Raw genomic sequence first — 15,865 nt, 5'->3', positions numbered from 1 at the left:
CCGCGCTCCCGCCCGAAGGCACGGTCCCGTTCGAGGGCAGGGTGCCGTCGGGATCGCGCGGCGGCGCGGGTTTCGAGGACCCGTCGTCGATGGCGCCGTCCGGCGGGTACTGCGGCCAGCGGCCCGGCGGCGGCACCTGGGGGTAGCAGCGCGGGCCGCGTTTGTCGTTGTACTTCGGCTCGTCGACGCCGGGCAGGTACTTGCCCCGGCTCGGCGTGAACTCGATGGTCACCCGGCTGACCTCGGGATGCGCGGTCCCCTTGCCGAACGCGAGTTCCGCGCGGGGCACCGATTCGGCCAGCTGCTTGAGCAGGCACGGGTACTCCGGCGCGTACTTCGCGAGGACGTCCAAGGTGGGCTGGAGGTTGGTGGTGAGGCGGATCAGGTTGTCCTGGTTCACTTTCAGGAAACTCGTCAGGTCGATCGAGGCCGCGGTCACCGTCGAATACACGTCGGCGAGCCCGCGCTGGCTCTCGACCAGGGTCTTGCTCGTGGTGGTCAGGTCCGAAAGCGCGGCCAGCAGATCCGGCGCGGCCTTGTCGTAGACGGCGGCGGCGTCGGCCAGCCCGGTGATGTCGGCCTTGAGGTCGGGCAGCGACGGGTTCACCTTGCCGAGATAGTCCGAAAGCCCCGCCAGCGTCGCGCCAAGCTGCTTGCCCTGACCGTCCAAAGCGGACGCGACGGCGTTGAGCGTGCTGGCCATCTTCTCCGGCTGGACGGCCTGCAGCAGCGGCATCACGTTGCCGAGCACGGTTTCCAGCTCGATCGCGCTACTGCTGCGGTCCTGCGGGATGACGTCGCCCTCGGCGATGTGCCGCTCCGGCTTGTTCGGTATCTGCAAAGCGACATACCGTTCGCCGAACAACGTCTTGGGCAGCAGCCGCGCGGACACGTTCGACGGGATGACCGACGTCTTGTCCGGTTGCAGCGCCAGTTCCATCGTCGCGCGATCGCCGTGCGCCTGGATCGTCCGGACCTCGCCGACGACCATCCCGCGCACCTTCACGTCCGCGCCCACGCGCATCTGGTTGCCGATGCGGTCGGTCTCCAGTTTCACCAGGGTCACGGTGGTGAAGGCCTTCTGGTAGAAGGCGATGGTGGTGACGAAGAACAGCACGACCACCACGAGGAAGATCAGCCCCAGCACCTGGTGCCGGAGCCGCTGCAGCAGAGTCCTCCTGTTCACCCGGAAATCCTCACCGTCGTCGTGGCGCCCCAGATCGCGAGGCTGAGGAAGAAGTCGAGGACCGAGATCAGCACGATCGACGTCCGCACCGCGCGCCCGACCGCGACGCCGACCCCGGCGGGCCCACCGCTGGCGGTGTAGCCGTAGTAGCAGTGCGACAGGATGACGAGCACGCTGAAGATGATCACCTTGAGGAACGACCAGAGCACGTCCTCGGGCGGCAGGAACAGCGTGAAGTAGTGGTCGTAGGTGCCCGACGACTGGCCGTAGAGCCAGATCGTGATCTGCCGCGAGGCGAGGTACGACGAAAGCAGGCCGACGGCGTAGAGCGGGATGACCGCGGTGACGCCGGCGATCACCCGCGTCGTCACCAGGTACGGCAGGCTCGGCACGCCCATCACTTCGAGCGCGTCGATCTCCTCGGAGATCTTCATCGCGCCGAGTTGCGCGGTGAACCCGCAGCCGACGGTGGCCGAAAGCGCCAGCCCGGCCGAAAGCGGCGCGACCTCGCGGGTGTTGAAGTACGCCGAGATGAACCCGGTGAGCGCGGCGGTGCCGAGCTGGTTCAGCGCGGAGTAGCCCTGCAGGCCGACGATGAGACCGGTGAACAGCGTCATCCCGATCATCACGCCGAGCGTCCCGCCGATCACCGCGAGCGCGCCGGTGCCGAAGCTGACCTCGGTCAGCAGGCGGAAGATCTCGCGGCCGTAGCGCCGGATCGTGCGCGGGGTCCAGGCCAGCGCGCGGAAGTAGAACGACAGCTGGCCGCCGAAGCCTTCCAGCATCGCGCCGGGACGCGCGATGATTTCGAGCGTCCGGTCCGAAACAGCGGGTTCACCTGCCATGTCACATCGCCTTCGGCGGGACGATCCGCAGGTAGATCGCGGTCAGCACGACGTTGATCAGGAACAGCAGCAGGAACGTGATGACCACGGCCTGGTTCACCGCGTCGCCGACGCCCTTCGGCCCGCCCGCCGGGTTCAGCCCGCGGAACGCCGCGACCACCCCGGCGACGAAACCGTACAGGAGCGCCTTGATCTCGCTGATCCACAGATCCGGCACCTGGGCGAGCGCGTTGAAGCTGGCGAGGTACGCGCCGGGGGTGCCGCCCTGCATGACGACGTTGAAGAAGTAGCCGCCGAGCACACCGACGACGCTGACCAAACCGTTCAGCAGCACCGAAACCACGATCGCGGCGAGTACGCGGGGCACGATCAGGCGCTGGATCGGGTTGACCCCGAGGACTTCCATCGCGTCGATCTCTTCGCGGATCTTGCGGGCGCCGATGTCGGCGCAGACCGCGCTGCCGCCCGCGCCGGCCACCAGCAGCGCGGTGATCAGCGGGCTCGCCTGCTGCACGATCGCGAGCGCGCTCGCGGCGCCGGTGAACGACTGCGCGCCGATCTGCTGCGTCAGCGAGCCCAGCTGCAACGCGATGACGGCGCCGAACGGGATCGCCACCAGCGCCGTCGGCAGGATGGTGACACTCGCGAAAAACCAGCACTGCTGGATCCATTCGCGGAACTGGAACGGGCGTTTGAAGATCGCGCGCAGGACTTCCCACGACAGCGTCGCGAGCCTGCCGACCTGTGTGAGCGCACCCGTACCGGGGACGGACACCGTCGCTCCCACAGAACCTCCCAGTCGCCTGCCCCGAGTCTTACTCCACCTGTCAACGCCCCAGTGCGTTAGCGGTGTTCACTTTGCTCTCGGCACCTCCGCGTCAGTCCATCCATGCCCCCACCACCACCCTCAACGGAGGCGCTTCGCGCCCGATCAAAATCTGAGAGCATGCGTGGCCGTGGCGCCGCCGTCCGCGACGAACTCCGCGCCCGTGCTGTACGAACTTTCGTCACTGGCCAGGAACAGCACGAGCTTCGCGATGTCCTCCGGCTGCCCGACGCGGCCGAGGGCGACCTTCTTGCCCACCCACGACATGTCGACTTTCTGCCCGCCCGCGGCGGCCGCGACCATCGGGGTGTCGATCGCGCCGGGATGGACCGAATTGACCCGGATGTTCTTCGCGCCGAGTTCGAGCGCGGCGACCTTGGTCATCCCGCGGATCGCGAACTTGCTCGCGGTGTAGGCGACGAGGAACGGCATTCCGGCGAGCCCTTCGACTGAGGACACGTTGACGATGGAGCCGCCTCCGGCCCCGGTCATCGGTTCAACGACCGAACGCATCCCGAGAAACGCGCCGATCTGGTTGACCCGGATGACGCGTTCGTAGTCGGCGAGCGTGGTCTTGCCGAGTTCCGAGAAGTGCAGGATGCCCGCGTTGTTGACCAGTACGGTCGGCGGGCCGAACTCCGAGACGGTGCGCTCGATCGCGGCGTCCCATTCGGCCTCGTCCCCGACGTCGAGATGCTGGTAGACGGCGGACTCACCGAGATCGGCGGCCAGCTTCTTGCCATCGAGGTCGTTGATGTCGGCGATCACCACGCGCGCGCCCTCGGCGACGAACAGCCGCGCGGCCGCCTCGCCCTGCCCGCGGGCGCCGCCGGTGATCAGCGCTACCTTGTGATCGAGCCTGCCCATCGTCATCCACACCTGTTCCTGTTGTTCACGGCAGCGACATGATCTCGGACGCGGAGAACATCCGCTCCGGGTCGCGGTCGGCGAAGTAGCCGCCCACGCTGGTGGCGAGTTCGGCGGCGGTCCAGGTGCCGTTGACGGTGTCGAATCGCTGTTCCACCGACGGCGGCCGCATCAGCGCGACCATCCCGCCGTAGACGAGGAACACCTGGCCGTTGACCCGATCGGCCTCGGGCGAGCAGAGGAACGACACGAACGGTGCGACGTGGTCGACCGAAAGCGGGTCGATCCCTTCCGGCGCGTCGGCTCCGAAGACCGCTTCGGTCATCGCCGTCCGGGCGCGCGGGCAGATCGCGTTGGCGCGGACGCCGTAGCGGGAAAGACCGCGTGCGGTGGAGACGGTGAGCGCGGCGATGCCCGCCTTGGCCGCGCCATAGTTCGGCTGGCCAGGGGCGCCGAGCAGGAACGACTCCGACGCGGTGTTGACCACCCGGCCGTACACCGGCGCGCCGTCCACTTTGGACTTGTCGCGCCAGTACGCCCCGGCGTTGCGCGAAAGCAGGAAATGCCCGCGAAGGTGGACCCGGAGCACGGTGTCCCATTCGTCGTCGGACATCGAGAACAGCATCCGGTCGCGCAGCACGCCCGCGTTGTTGACCAGGACGTGCAGCCCGCCGAAGTGGTCGACGGCGGCGGTGAGCAGCGCGTCCGCGGTCGCGGACTCCGACACGTCGCCGGTGACCGCGACAGCCTTGCCGCCCTCGGCCTCGATCTCGTCGGCCACCGCCCGCGCCGCGGCCGACACGTCATTGACCACCACCGACGCTCCCGCGGCGGCCAGCGCCAGCGCCTCGGCCCGGCCGAGTCCCGCGCCGGCCCCGGTCACGATGGCCGTCCTGCCGTCCAAACTCACTCCGGGCCTCCTTGCCTCTCCGCACACATTAGAATCTGTTCTTGCTCGATGCAAGCAGCAAATAGACGGTGTTAACCACGTATGAGCAGGGCGTTTTTCGGACAGCTCGCCACAGCCTGAGTAACACGTTCTACTTGATTCTGTGGAACTTCGGCCGACGCGAGGACAAGTTCCTCGTCGTCGTCGAGATCGAAGACCTCGGGCGCGAAGCCGACACAGATCGCGTTCGCCTCGCAGAGCGAGCGATCGACGTCGATCTCCATATTCCCTCCTCGCCGCCATACCTGGTACAACTAGAACAGGTTCTACCTTACCGCCGCGAGCGGCCATGGCACCAGTAACGAGCACCGACGGCAGAGGTGACGGATGCGGATCGACTACACGCCGGAGCAGCGGGCGCTGGCGGCGGAACTCAGGGAGTACTTCGCCAGGCTGATGACCCCCGAACGCCGTGAAGCCCTGGCCGGTGACGGCGGCGAGTACGGCAACGGCCTGGTGTACAAGGAAATCGTCCGGGACCTCGGCGGTGCGGGCTGGCTCGCGATCGGCTGGCCCCGCGAGTACGGCGGGCAGGACCGGCCGATGCTCGATCAGCTCATCTTCACCGACGAGGCGGCCGCGGCGGGGGTGCCCGTCCCGTTCCTCACGGTGAACACCGTCGGGCCGACGATCATGCGCTACGGCACCGAAGAACAGAAGGCGTTCTACCTGCCGAAGATCGCCGCCGGCGAGCTGCACTTCGCGATCGGCTACTCCGAGCCGGGCGCGGGCACCGACCTGGCGTCACTGCGCACCCGCGCGGTCCGCGACGGCGACGACTACGTCATCAACGGCCAGAAGATGTGGACAAGCCTGATCGAGTACGCCGACTACGTCTGGCTGGCCGCCCGCACCGACCCCGACGCCCGCAGGCACAAGGGCCTGAGCATGCTGATCGTGCCGACCTCGGCCCCCGGTTTCTCCTGGACGAAGGTGCACACGGTCGCCGGTCCTGGCACGAGCGCGACCTACTACGACGACGTGCGCGTCCCGGTGACCTCCCGGGTCGCCGGGGAGAACGAGGGCTGGCCGCTCATCACGAACCAGCTCAACCACGAACGTGTCGCGCTGACCTCGGCCGCCCCGATCCAGACGTCGCTGCGCGAGGTGCGGAGCTGGGCGCAGACCACGAAACTGCCCGACGGCTCGCGCGTCATCGACCAGCCGTGGGTGCGGCTGCACCTGGCGCGGATCCACACGCACGCCGAATACCTGAAGCTGCGGAACTGGCGGATCGCCTGGGCGGCCACTAGCAGCGAGCTCGGCCCGGCGGAGGCGTCGGCGACGAAGGTCTTCGGCACGGAGTTCGCGACCGAGGCGTACCGGCTGATGATGGAGATCCTCGGCGCGGGCGCCGTCGTCCGCGAGGGCTCCCCCGGTGCCCAGTTGCGCGGCCGGATCGAACGGCTGCACCGGTCTTCGCTGATCCTCACCTTCGGCGGCGGAACCAACGAGATCCAGCGGGACATGATCGCCGCGACCGCCCTCGGCCTGCCCGTCACGCGCTAGGAGACACCCATGGACTTCACGCTCACCGAAGCGCAGCAGGATCTCGCTTCGCTCACGCGCCGGATCCTGACGGACAAGGTCACCCCCGACGTGCTGGGGCCGCACGGTTCCGGTGGCTTCGACGCTCCACTGTGGACTTCACTGGCCCAGGCCGGGGTGCTCGACGCCGCGTTGCCGCAGTCGGTCGGCGGTGGCGGATTCGGGCTGCTGGAGCAGTGTTCCGTGCTGGCCGAGATCGGCCGCGCGGTCGCGCCCGTGCCCTATCTGACGTCGGTCGTCCTGGGCGCCGCCGCCGTTGCCGAATTCGGCGACGGACGGCTCGCGGAGCGCTGGGTCGTCCCGGTCCTGCGCGGTCACCACGTCCTCGCGGTCGCGCTGCCGGACTACGGCGTGCCGTGCGGGTTCACCGCCGAGGCCGACGGCGACGGCTGGCGGCTGACCGGCGCGCAGACCGCGGTGCCGTCGGGCGCGTTCGCGCACGGGTTCCTCGTCGAAGCCGCCATCGACGGCGGCCGTCAGGTGTTCCTGCTCGACCGGGACGCCGTGACGGTCTCGCCGCAGCGGACCGTCGACCACGCCGACGCGGCACTCGTCGAGCTGTCCGGCGCGAAGGCCGCCACATCCTTGGGCGACATCGGCGAATGGCTGCGACTGCGGGGCACGGTCGGCTGCTGCGCGCAGCAGCTCGGCGTGGTCGAACGGGCGCTGGAGCTGACCGCGGCGTACGCGCGGGAGCGCAAGCAGTTCGGCCATCTCATCGGGAGTTTCCAGGCGGTGCGGCAGCGGCTCGCCGACGCCTACGTCGACGTCGAAGCCGTCCGGCTGACGTTGTGGCAGGCCGCCTGGCGGCTCAGCGAACGGTTACCGGCGGCCGAAGAGGTCGCGACGGCGAAGTTCTGGACGGCCGAGGCCGGGCATCGCGTCGCGCACACCGCCGTGCACGTCCACGGCGGGGTCGGCATCGACGTCGACCACACACTGCATCGCTACTTCGTCGCGGCGAAACGGCTCGAGTTCACCCTGGGCGGAGCGACCACGCAGCTGCGGGGACTCGGCGACCTGCTGGCCGCGGACCCGGCATGACCCCCACGGTCACGGAACTCCTGCTCGCGCGGGCGGAGGACCGCTCGACCGGCCTGCTGTTCGAAGACCGGCGCTGGACGTGGGCCGAGCACATCCGGGCCTGCGCCGGGCACGCCGCCGCGCTCACCGCGATCCTGCGGCCCGGCGGGCACTTCGGGCTGCTGGCGGACAACGTTCCCGAGTTCTCGTTCCTGCTCGGCGGGGCGGCGCTCTCGGGACACGTGCTGGTCGGCCTGAACCCCACGCGCCGGGGCGCGGCACTGGCCCGTGACGTCGCACTGGCCGACTGCGAGGTGGTGTTCGCCGAGGACAAGTACCTTCCGCTGCTGCCCAACGCCGGTGTGCCGGTGCTGCCGCTGAGCGAGCTGGGGCCGGCGCGAGAAGCTTTCGACCCCGTGGCCGCGAAGCCGGAAGACCTGCTCATGCTGATCTTCACGTCCGGCACCAGCGGTGACCCGAAGGCCGTCCGGTGCACGCACGGCAAGATCGCCTACCCCGGCGAGATGCTGGCCACCCGGTTCGGTCTGTCCGCAGAGGACACCGTGTACGTGTCGATGCCGATGTTCCACTCCAACGCCATCATGGCAGGCTGGTCGGTCGGGCTCGCCGCGGGCGCGGGGATCGCGGTGCGGCGGCGGTTCTCGGCCTCCGGTTTCCTGCCGGACGTCCGGAGGTTCGGAGCGACGTACGCCAACTACGTCGGCAAACCACTGTCCTATGTGCTCACCACTCCCGAACGGGACGACGACGCCGACAACCCGCTGAAACTGGTCTACGGCAACGAAGGCGCGGAAGCCGACCTCGCCGCTTTCGGCAAACGCTTCGGCTGCCACGTGGTCGACGCCTTCGGTTCGACCGAGGGCGGAGTGAACTTCGGAAGGGACGCCTCCACCCCGCCCGGTTCGCTCGGCCGCCTGCTCGACGGCGTCGCCGTCCTCGACCCGGAGACCGGAAAACCCTGTCCCCCGGCGGAGTTCGATGAAGGCGGAAGGCTGCTCAACGCCGCCGAGGCGGTGGGCGAACTGGTCAACACCGGTGGCCCGGGCTTCTTCGCCGGTTACTACGGCGATCCGGCGGCCGAGGCCGAGCGGATGCGCGACGGGATGTACCACACCGGTGACCTGGCGTACCTGGACGCGGACGGCTACTGCTACTTCGCGGGACGGCTCGGCGACTGGCTGCGCGTCGACGGCGAAAACCTCGGCACCGCCCCGATCGAACGCGCGCTCCTGCGACATCCCGCCGTCAGCGAGGCCGCCGTGTACGGCGTGCCGGATCCGCGGGTGGGTGACCAGGTGATGGCCGCCCTGGTCTGCCGGTCGCCGATCGACGCCGACGAGCTCGCCGCTTTCGTTGTCGCGCAAGGCGATCTGGGACCGAAGCAGCGGCCCCGGTTCATCCGGACGCTCGCCGAACTGCCCAGGACGGCGACGCACAAGGTGCTCAAACGGGAACTGGCGGCGGAAGGTTCCCGAGCGGCGTGGGAGCTGCGCTACCCCCGCGTTTAGTCCTCTGAACGCGATAGTTCGCACTGACAACTACCGCATTCAGAGGACTAAACGCGGCAGTGAGCCCCGGGGCTGATCCCAGGGTCGGCACCGGTGATCTTCCCGATGCCCCGGCACCCGCCCGCTGCCTACGTTCGGTGCCATGAAACGAACAACGCGCCGGATCGGCGTACTGGCGACCACTCTCGCCCTGCCCGCCGTCCTCCTCGCGCCGCCCGCGTCGGCGGCGCCCGCCCGCTTGAGCCTTCCCGCGCCGACAGGTCCGTACGCCGTCGGCAGCACCGACCTCCATCTCGTCGATCACTCCCGCCAGGACCCGTGGGTTCCCGGTGCGACAAGGGAATTGATGGTCACCGTGCGGTACCCGGCCTTGCCGAGCGGAAAGCCGAAAGCGCCGTACATGGCGCCAGGTGTCGCGAAGGTGGTGGCCGAGGGCGACGCCGTCAAGCTGGGCATGACGGCGGACCAGCTCGACTACCGCTTCCCCACCCACTCCCGGATCGGCGCGCCCGCGATCGGTGGCAAGCGGCCCGTCGTGCTGTATTCGCCCGGCGGCACCCTGTCGCGTTCGCACGGCACCACCCACCAGGAACAGCTCGCGAGCGAAGGCTACGTCGTCGTGGCCATCGATCACACCCACGAAGCGGAAGCGGTGGAGTTCCCCGGCGGCCGTGTCGAGAAGAAGGCCTTGCCGCCGTCGAGCATCGAGGTGTCGAAACGCGTGATCGACACTCGCGTCCGTGACACGCGCTTCGTCCTCGACTCGCTCGGACTGACCGAGGCCGGCATGTTCGGCCACTCCGCCGGCGGGTTCACCGCGGGCGAGACGATGGTGAGCGACCGGCGCGTCGTCGCCGGAGCGGATCTGGACGGCAGCATGGCCCACTCGCAGTCGCAGCGGATCTTCGGCCGCGTCGCCGACGAGGGACTGGACCGGCCGTTCCTGCTGATGAGCGCCGGTGACCACAGCGCCGCGTCGGACGCGTCCTGGCAGGAGTTCCTCCGCAACCAGCGTGGCTGGACCCGCGAGGTGCGGTTGCCGGACGGGGAGCATTTCAGTTTCACCGACTACCAGACGCTGTTGCCGCAGCTGGGCAACGCCCCGGCCGCCTTCGTCGGCACCATCGATCCGGCGCGGAGCGTCGCCACGCAGCGCGCTCAGCTCTCGGCGTTCTTCGGCAAGACCCTGCGTCACCGAAGCAGCGCCGTGACCAAGGTGTCCTTGAGCCAGGCTTCGTAGTCGTCGTGACTCCACCCGGCCTCGGCGACGAGGCTGGTGTGGACGTCGGCGCTCATCAGGGCCACGGCGATGTCCGCGGCCCTGGGTACCACGGCGCGCCCGCTCTCTCGGACGCGGCCGACGACCATCTCGACGCCGAGCCGGTTACGCCGGGCACCTTCCGCCTGTGTCGCGGCGATGTCCGGATCGACGGCCGCACCGGAGCCGAGCATCGTGACGATGTCGCCACAGCGTTCCCGGACCTGGCGGGCGACCGTGGCCAGGAGGCCGAGCAACGCGACCGGATCCTCGGTCCGCTGCGCCTCGGCGACGAGGTCGGGGATCCCGGCCTCGTCGTCGAGGAGGTCGACGAGCCCGCCGAGGACACCGGCCTTCGAACCGAAGTGGGCGTAGATGGTCTGCGGGGACACCCCCGCTCCCTGGGCGATGAGGCGGATCGGTGTCCGTGCGTACCCGCGCTCGGCGAAGAGGCCGCGGGCCGCCGTCAGGATCGTGCGCAGCGTCAGCGCCTCACGACGGTCGCGCAACCGGACGATGCCGGGCAGGTCCGCGGGCATGTATGCTCCTCGAAAATTTGGAACGTTGTTCTAACTAATGGATCGATGTTCTGGAAAGGATAGCGATGACCACCGAGGAGATCATCACCGCGCTGGAACGCGCCTGGAACGCGGGCGACGGCGAGGCGTGGGCCGCGAACTTCGCCGAGGACGCGGATTTCGTCGACGTCCTCGGCCGCATCCAGCGCGGCCGCGCGACGATCGCACGCGAGAGCCAGAACATCTTCGACACCATCTACCGGGGCAGCACGCTGCGGATCCGCCAGGTGTCGAGCCGTCCGCTCGGCGGCGGGTTCGATCTCGTGCACACCGCCACCACGCTGACCATCCCCGCCGGTCCCCTGGCCGGGGAAGCACGGGCGGTGCAGACGAAACTCGTCCACGACGGGCGGATCGTCGCGTTCCACAACACGATCCGTGGCGATATCGCGGCGTTCACCGGCCACGACGCGGATCTCGCGGCCCGCTCGCCCCAGGAGTGGGATTCCTGACGGGGCTCAGGCAGGGGCGTTGATCGGCCGCAGCCGTCGCGGTCCCGTGTCGGGCCGGGACGGCGGCGGGCCCAGCACGATCCGCGCGTTGGCGACGAAGGCGCCGTCCGGCGAGGCGAGGATCGGGTCGAGCGTCATCGAGCGGACCTCGGGGTTGTCCTCGGCGAGCGCCGCGACGCGCAGCACGATGTCCTGGAGCGCGGCCAGATCCGCCGGTTCGTCGCCGCGGTACCCGGTCAGCAGCGGCGAAGTCCGCGGTTCGCGCAGCAGCGTGGCGGCGTCGACGTCGGTGAGCGGGACCGCACGGTAGGCCCTGTCCCCCAGCAGCGTGCTGACCAGCCCGGAGAGACCGAACGACACGAGCGTGCCGAACGACGGATCGTCCTGCAGCCCGACCACGCACGAAATGCCCTTGGGCGCCATCCGCTGGACGTAGACCTCGTCGTCATGGGAGATCTCGCGCAGATCGGCGTACGCCCGGCGTACTCCGTCCACAGAGGACAGATCGAGCCGCACGCCCGCGAGGTCCGGCCTGCCGCGCAGCCGCTCGTCGACGGCCTTGAGGGTGACCGGGAAACCCAGCTCCTCGGCCGCTTTCACCGCCTCGTCCGCGGACGAGGCGACCTGGAACGGGACCACGTCGATGCCGTAGCAGCCCAGGAGCCGGACCACGTCGTCATCGGAGAGCAGCGTCGTTTTGCCCTCCTCGGCCGCCAGCAGTTCGCTGACGATCACCTGCGCCTGCTCGGCGTGCAGGCCCACGGGCCGCACCAGGTTCCCCTGCGGCCGCTGCCGCCAGGCGGCGTAGCGCACGACTCGCGCGAGCGCGTTCACCGCACGTTCGGGGCTGGGGTAAGACGGGACCGAACCCCGCGTCGGCACCCCGTCCTCGGACAGCACGGCCAGCTCGTCCGGCACCCCCTCGACGGCGAGGAAGGTCGACACGATCGGCTTGTTCTTGTCCATCTCGACGACGACCTCCCGCAGCGCGCGGGCGTACGCGGTGCCCGGGATCGCGAGCGGCGGCACGAAGACCACGACGAGCGCGTCGGTCTCCGGCGAGTTGAGCGCCTCACGCACGGCCGCGGCGAATTCCTCCGGGCTCGCCTGCGGCCCGACGTCGACCGGATCGGCGGCCAGCCGGAGGCCGTGCGCCCGCGCGGTGTCGGCGGCGAGCAGCCCGATCGCGCTGGAGTTGCCCACGATCGCGACCCGTGGGCCGGCGGGCAGCGGCTGATGCGCGAAGACCAGCGCGGTGTCGAAGAGCTGCGCGAGCGTGTCGACACGGACGACACCCGCCTGTTCGAACAGGGCCTGGACGCTGGACTCGTCGACCTCCGCCGACGTCGCGGCGAGCTGCGGACGGACCGCGTGCCTGCCGGATTTCACCGCCACCACCGGTTTCGTCCGCGCCAGCCGCCGCGCGAGCCGCGCGAACTTACGCGGGTTGCCGAACGATTCCAGGTACAGCAGGACGAGGTCGGTCGCCGGATCGGTCTCCCAGTACTGGAGCAGGTCGTTGCCGGAGACATCGGCCCGGTTCCCCGCCGAGACGAACGTCGACAGCCCGAGACCTCGCGCCTCGGCGTCGGCGAGGATGGCGGTGCCCAGCGCGCCGGACTGGCAGAAGAACCCGGTGCGGCCGCGCGCGGGCAGACGGGGCGCGAGGGTGGCGTTGAGCCGGACCGACGCGTCGGTGTTGAGCACACCCAGGGCGTTCGGGCCGACGACCCGCATCCCGTGCGCCCTGGCCTCCCCGACCAGCCTCAGCTCGGCGTGCAGCCCGTGCGGCCCGGCCTCGGCGAACCCGCCCGAGACGATCAGGAGGGTCTTGACCCCCTTGGCCAGCGCACCGTCCAAAACGGACTCGACGGCCTCGGCGGGCACGGCGACCAGCGCGAGGTCGACGTCCTCGGGGATGTCCACGACGGACGGATAGGCACGGACGCCGCGGACGGACTTGTGCTCGGGGTTGACCGGGTAGACGGTGCCGGCGAAATCGGCGCTGAGGAGGTTGGTGAGGGCGACGTAGCCGATCTTCGTCGGATCGGTGGACGCGCCGATCACCGCGACCGACTTCGGGTGCAGCAGATTGTGCACGCTGCGCGCCTCGGCGGCCTGCTCCCGGGAACGGGCGACGGCGAGCGACTCCTCGGTCGGGTCGATGTCGAACTCCAGGTGCAGCACGCCTTCCTCGATCTCGCGGCTGACCTGGTAGCCGGCGTCGCGGAAAACGCGGACCATCGCCGCGTTCTCGGCGAGCACCTCGGCGACGAAGCGGCGAAGTCCGCATTCCGAGGCGGCGGCGGCCAGATGTTCCAGCAGGATCGACCCGAGCCCGCGGCCCTGGTGGGCGTCGTCGACGACGAACGCGACCTCGGCCGACGGCCCGTGTTCGAGCCGTTCGTACCGGCCGACCGCGACGATGTCGTCGCCCAGCAGCGCGACGAAGGCGACCCTGTCGTGGTGGTCGACGACGGAGAACCGTTCGAGGTCGCGCTGCGGGATCCGCGGATAGGCGCCGAAGTACCGGAAGTACCGGGTGCGTTCGGACAGCCTGCCGTGGAAGGCGACGAGCCCGTCGGCGTCGCTGGGGATCACCGGACGGAGATGCACCGTGCCGCCGTCGGAGAGCAGGACGTCGGCCTCCCACTCGCGCGGGTAGTCGTACGGGTCGCGTTTGGTGTCCTCACTGGCCATGTCAGTCCCTCGGATCGTCCGGATCGAGTCCGTGCAGCGGGAAGATCGCGCGGCGGGTGTCACGGATGGCGATGTCGACCGGCTCGTCCTCTCCGTCTCCCCACGGGACGAACACGGTCTCGCGGCCGTCGGACATGCCTGCCGGGAGCTCGGCTTGCGGCGCCGCCCTGGAGATCGACGCGACCCAGTTCGGCGGCAGCGCCGTCGCCGGGTCGACGTCGCGCCCGAGCACGGTGGCGAGCAGATGGGTCCAGGAGCGCGGCACCACCCGGATCAGCTGGTAACCACCGCCGCCCACGGCGAGCCAACGGCCACCGGCGTGTGCTTCGGACAGTTCGCGCAGCCGCCGGTAGATGGCGCGATGGCCGTCCACCGACAGCGAGAGGTCCGCCAGCGGGTCCTCCTCGTGCGAGTCGACGCCGCACTGGGTGACGAGGATCTGCGGCCGGAACTGTTCCAGCAGCGACGGCACCACCGCCTCGAACGCCCGCAGCCAGCCGGTGTCGCGGGTGCCGGGCGGCAGCGGGAGGTTGACCGCGGTGCCCTCGGCCCCGCCCTTGCCGATCTCCGCCGAGTACCCCGTTCCCGGCCACAACGTGAAGGGGTGCTGGTGCAGGGAAACGGTCAGCACGCGCGGATCGTCGTAGAAGGCCGTCTGCACGCCGTCGCCGTGGTGCACGTCGGTGTCGACGTAGGCGACGCGGTCGAAACCGTGGTCGAGCAGCCACGAGATCGCCACCGAACAGTCGTTGTAGACGCAGAAACCCGACGCCTTGCCCGGCATCGCGTGGTGCAGCCCGCCGGCGATGTTGACCGCCCGCGTCGCCTCACCCTCGGCGATCTTCCGCGCGGCCAGCAGTGTCGAGCCCACGACCAGCGCGGAAGCCTCGTGCATCCCGGTGAACACCGGGTTGTCCTCGGTGCCGAGCCCGTGCGCGAAGTCGGCACCGGTCATCGGCGCCTGCCGGACGGCCTCGATGTATTCGGCCAGGTGCACGCGGCACAGCTCGTCTTCGCCGGCCGGGCCGGGGACGAGCAGGTCGACCCCGTCGAGCACGCCGAGCTCGGTGGCGAGCCGGATCGTCAGTTCGAGCCGCACCGGATTGAACGGATGCTCGCCGCCGAGGTCGTAGCCCAGCAGCGAGGAGTCCCATACGACGGCCGGTGCTCGCATGGTCCGAACTCTAGTGCCCGGACGCGGCTCGTGCGTCGTTCCGGACGCCCGCGGGTCAGCCGGGCAGATCTCCGGTGACCACCGGGCGCCCCGGATCGCGCGACCAGTGCGACCACGAACCCGCGTACAACGCCGCGGGCTCCGGGTGACCGGCGACCTCGAGCGCGAGCACGACGGACGAGGCGGTGACGCCCGATCCACAGTAGACACCGACCGGGGTCCCCGGGGTCACGCCGAGACCTTCGAACCGCTCGGCCAGTTCCGAGGCGTCGCGCCAGCGCCCGTCCTCCCCGAGATGCCCGGAGAAGGGCGCGTTGACCGCGCCGGGGATGTGCCCGGCGCGCGGGTCGATCGGCTCGGTCTCCCCCGCGTACCTCGGCCTCGCCCGCGCGTCGAAGAGCAAGCCGTCCCTGGCGAGCGTGGCCGCCTCGTCCGCCTCCAGCACCGGCATGCCGCCGGGCTTCACGACGATGTCCCCCTCCTCGGGCGAAGGGGCCTCGGCGGTGACGGGGCGCTCCTCCTCGGTCCAGGCCGCGAACCCGCCGTCCAGCACGGCGACCTCGGCGTGCCCGGCCCAGCGCAGCAGCCACCACGCCCTGGCCGCGACCGAACCGTCGGCGTCGTCGTAGACCACGACCGGATGACCGGCGCGGACCCCGGCCGCCCGCAGATGCCGCTGAAGCGTCTCCGGTTCCGGAAGCGGGTGACGGCCGCCGTCGCCCGGCTCCCCGGCGAGCGCCGTGTCGAGGTCGACGTACACCGCGCCCGGGAGATGCGCCTCACGGTAGGAATCGGCGCCGGGCGGGCCGGCGAGCCGCCAGCGGACGTCGAGCACTACGGAGCGTGCCGATTCCGGCCCGGACAGCTGCGCGGCGAGTTCGCTGGTGGTGATCATGGGGCGCATGGGCCCATCTTTCCGTGCCGCACGGC

Annotated in this window: 15 protein-coding genes; 5 read left to right on the top strand and 10 right to left on the bottom strand. The window is 70.1% G+C overall.

Translation table 11 applies throughout. The features are described 5' to 3' along the window. From AC069I_RS23020 to AC069I_RS22995, 6 genes are all read right to left on the bottom strand, one after another. The coding region (locus AC069I_RS23020) for an MCE family protein (protein WP_478266368.1) at positions 1-1,186 on the bottom strand (1,186 nt) is incomplete at its 3' end. Beyond that, the gene (locus tag AC069I_RS23015; protein ID WP_340683278.1) at positions 1,183-2,031 is read right to left on the bottom strand and encodes an MlaE family ABC transporter permease; all 849 of its coding nucleotides are present in this window, start codon (positions 2,029-2,031) and stop codon (positions 1,183-1,185) included. The genes AC069I_RS23015 and AC069I_RS23020, both read right to left, overlap by 4 nt. A 1-nt stretch (position 2,032) precedes the next feature. Next, positions 2,033-2,818 carry an MlaE family ABC transporter permease gene (locus AC069I_RS23010; protein ID WP_125675589.1) on the bottom strand — a complete coding sequence of 262 codons (786 nt, stop codon included), beginning with the start codon at positions 2,816-2,818 and terminating at the stop codon, positions 2,033-2,035. Between the two features lie 144 nt (positions 2,819-2,962). After that, positions 2,963-3,724, bottom strand: a complete 762-nt coding sequence (locus tag AC069I_RS23005) for a glucose 1-dehydrogenase (RefSeq protein WP_478228686.1) — start codon at positions 3,722-3,724, stop codon at positions 2,963-2,965. Between the two features lie 25 nt (positions 3,725-3,749). Next, on the bottom strand, positions 3,750-4,634 hold the full coding sequence (locus tag AC069I_RS23000) for a 3-oxoacyl-ACP reductase (RefSeq protein ID WP_478266367.1): 885 nt from the start codon (positions 4,632-4,634) through the stop codon (positions 3,750-3,752). A 71-nt stretch (positions 4,635-4,705) separates the two neighbouring features. Then, positions 4,706-4,897, bottom strand: a complete 192-nt coding sequence (locus AC069I_RS22995; protein ID WP_007033756.1) for a ferredoxin — start codon at positions 4,895-4,897, stop codon at positions 4,706-4,708. A 103-nt stretch (positions 4,898-5,000) separates the two neighbouring features. On the opposite strand from AC069I_RS22995, the gene AC069I_RS22990 reads away from it, so the two are divergent. From AC069I_RS22990 to AC069I_RS22975, 4 genes are all read left to right on the top strand, one after another. Then, a complete protein-coding gene (locus AC069I_RS22990; protein ID WP_478266366.1) occupies positions 5,001-6,182 on the top strand; it encodes an acyl-CoA dehydrogenase family protein in 1,182 nt (393 codons plus the stop codon). A gap of 9 nt (positions 6,183-6,191) precedes the next feature. Next, positions 6,192-7,265 carry an acyl-CoA dehydrogenase family protein gene (locus tag AC069I_RS22985; RefSeq protein WP_478266365.1) on the top strand — a complete coding sequence of 358 codons (1,074 nt, stop codon included), beginning with the start codon at positions 6,192-6,194 and terminating at the stop codon, positions 7,263-7,265. Continuing rightward, positions 7,262-8,773: a long-chain-fatty-acid--CoA ligase gene (locus AC069I_RS22980; RefSeq protein ID WP_478266364.1), complete on the top strand. Its 1,512-nt coding sequence runs from the start codon at positions 7,262-7,264 to the stop codon at positions 8,771-8,773. The genes AC069I_RS22985 and AC069I_RS22980 overlap by 4 nt, the downstream gene beginning before the upstream one ends. Before the next feature lie 142 nt (positions 8,774-8,915). Beyond that, complete coding sequence (locus AC069I_RS22975) at positions 8,916-10,013, top strand: alpha/beta hydrolase family protein (RefSeq protein ID WP_478266363.1); 1,098 nt, start codon at positions 8,916-8,918, stop codon at positions 10,011-10,013. On the opposite strand, the gene AC069I_RS22970 is transcribed toward AC069I_RS22975, so the two are convergent. Next, complete coding sequence (locus AC069I_RS22970) at positions 9,965-10,570, bottom strand: TetR/AcrR family transcriptional regulator (RefSeq protein ID WP_478266362.1); 606 nt, start codon at positions 10,568-10,570, stop codon at positions 9,965-9,967. The two genes, AC069I_RS22975 and AC069I_RS22970, sit on opposite strands and share 49 nt — an antisense overlap. A 65-nt stretch (positions 10,571-10,635) precedes the next feature. On the opposite strand from AC069I_RS22970, the gene AC069I_RS22965 reads away from it, so the two are divergent. Continuing rightward, the gene (locus AC069I_RS22965; protein ID WP_478228694.1) at positions 10,636-11,061 is read left to right on the top strand and encodes an SgcJ/EcaC family oxidoreductase; all 426 of its coding nucleotides are present in this window, start codon (positions 10,636-10,638) and stop codon (positions 11,059-11,061) included. A 6-nt stretch (positions 11,062-11,067) separates the two neighbouring features. Here AC069I_RS22965 and AC069I_RS22960 read toward each other — a convergent pair whose 3' ends face one another. The 3 genes from AC069I_RS22960 to AC069I_RS22950 are packed head-to-tail and all read right to left on the bottom strand — an operon-like array spanning position 11,068 to position 15,839. Further along, the gene (locus tag AC069I_RS22960) at positions 11,068-13,761 is read right to left on the bottom strand and encodes a bifunctional acetate--CoA ligase family protein/GNAT family N-acetyltransferase (protein ID WP_478266361.1); all 2,694 of its coding nucleotides are present in this window, start codon (positions 13,759-13,761) and stop codon (positions 11,068-11,070) included. A gap of 1 nt (position 13,762) precedes the next feature. Further along, a complete protein-coding gene (locus tag AC069I_RS22955; protein ID WP_478228696.1) occupies positions 13,763-14,935 on the bottom strand; it encodes an acetoin utilization protein AcuC in 1,173 nt (390 codons plus the stop codon). A 55-nt stretch (positions 14,936-14,990) separates the two neighbouring features. After that, positions 14,991-15,839 (bottom strand): sulfurtransferase, encoded by an 849-nt coding sequence (locus tag AC069I_RS22950; protein ID WP_478266360.1) that lies wholly within the window; start codon positions 15,837-15,839, stop codon positions 14,991-14,993. Between the last annotated feature and the right edge of the window lie 26 nt (positions 15,840-15,865).

This window comes from Amycolatopsis sp. NPDC043885, from assembly GCF_056435685.1.
Note: the sequence above shows the minus strand (reverse complement) of the source record. Positions and strands in the feature narration are given on the sequence as shown.

Coding starts and splice junctions, on each gene's coding strand:
- AC069I_RS23015 (WP_340683278.1), bottom strand. CDS start 2,031: ATGGCAGGTGAACCCGCTGTTTCGGACCGGACGCTCGAAATCATCGCG.
- AC069I_RS23005 (WP_478228686.1), bottom strand. CDS start 3,724: ATGGGCAGGCTCGATCACAAGGTAGCGCTGATCACCGGCGGCGCCCGC.
- AC069I_RS22995 (WP_007033756.1), bottom strand. CDS start 4,897: ATGGAGATCGACGTCGATCGCTCGCTCTGCGAGGCGAACGCGATCTGT.
- AC069I_RS22990 (WP_478266366.1), top strand. CDS start 5,001: ATGCGGATCGACTACACGCCGGAGCAGCGGGCGCTGGCGGCGGAACTC.
- AC069I_RS22985 (WP_478266365.1), top strand. CDS start 6,192: ATGGACTTCACGCTCACCGAAGCGCAGCAGGATCTCGCTTCGCTCACG.
- AC069I_RS22980 (WP_478266364.1), top strand. CDS start 7,262: ATGACCCCCACGGTCACGGAACTCCTGCTCGCGCGGGCGGAGGACCGC.
- AC069I_RS22975 (WP_478266363.1), top strand. CDS start 8,916: ATGAAACGAACAACGCGCCGGATCGGCGTACTGGCGACCACTCTCGCC.
- AC069I_RS22970 (WP_478266362.1), bottom strand. CDS start 10,570: ATGCCCGCGGACCTGCCCGGCATCGTCCGGTTGCGCGACCGTCGTGAG.
- AC069I_RS22965 (WP_478228694.1), top strand. CDS start 10,636: ATGACCACCGAGGAGATCATCACCGCGCTGGAACGCGCCTGGAACGCG.
- AC069I_RS22960 (WP_478266361.1), bottom strand. CDS start 13,761: ATGGCCAGTGAGGACACCAAACGCGACCCGTACGACTACCCGCGCGAG.
- AC069I_RS22955 (WP_478228696.1), bottom strand. CDS start 14,935: ATGCGAGCACCGGCCGTCGTATGGGACTCCTCGCTGCTGGGCTACGAC.
- AC069I_RS22950 (WP_478266360.1), bottom strand. CDS start 15,839: ATGCGCCCCATGATCACCACCAGCGAACTCGCCGCGCAGCTGTCCGGG.